Here is a 383-nt window from a genome sequence, read left to right as displayed (position 1 = left end):
ATTTTCAAGGGCGCGGTATAGGTTTCGAGTTTGCGGATCGACTCCATGCCGTGCAGAATGTAATAGAACTGGATGGCCCAGAAAGCCAGGAAGCATAGCAACTGGCTGCCATTGATGCCCAGGCCAGCGATCTTCTCGCCGCCCAGTTCATGCCCCATCAAGACGCCCATCAGGGTGTAGATCATCTGGCCGCCGAACCAGGTCTGGATGCCGTACCAGCCGCAGGCGACGATGGCGCGCATCAGCGCCGGCAGGCGCGCGCCCATGGTGCCGAACGAGGCACGCGCCAGCACGGCATACGGGATGCCGTACTTGGTGCCCGCATGGCCGATCAGCAGCATGGGCAGGAGCACGATGGCGTTGGCGAGAAATACCGTGAGCAC

Annotated in this window: 1 protein-coding gene; it reads right to left on the bottom strand. The window is 61.6% G+C overall.

Annotated features, from left to right (window positions below; translation table 11 throughout):
- The coding region (locus E4T68_RS09045; RefSeq protein WP_194185118.1) for a cytosine permease at window positions 1–383 on the bottom strand (383 nt) is incomplete at both ends.

Origin of the sequence: Granulicatella sp. WM01, assembly GCF_004570605.1 — a bacterium.
In the GTDB taxonomy this organism is placed as follows: Bacteria; Bacillota; Bacilli; order Lactobacillales; family Aerococcaceae; genus WM01.
The sequence above is the reverse complement of the archived record's forward strand: the minus strand, read 5'-3'. Positions and strand labels throughout refer to the sequence as shown.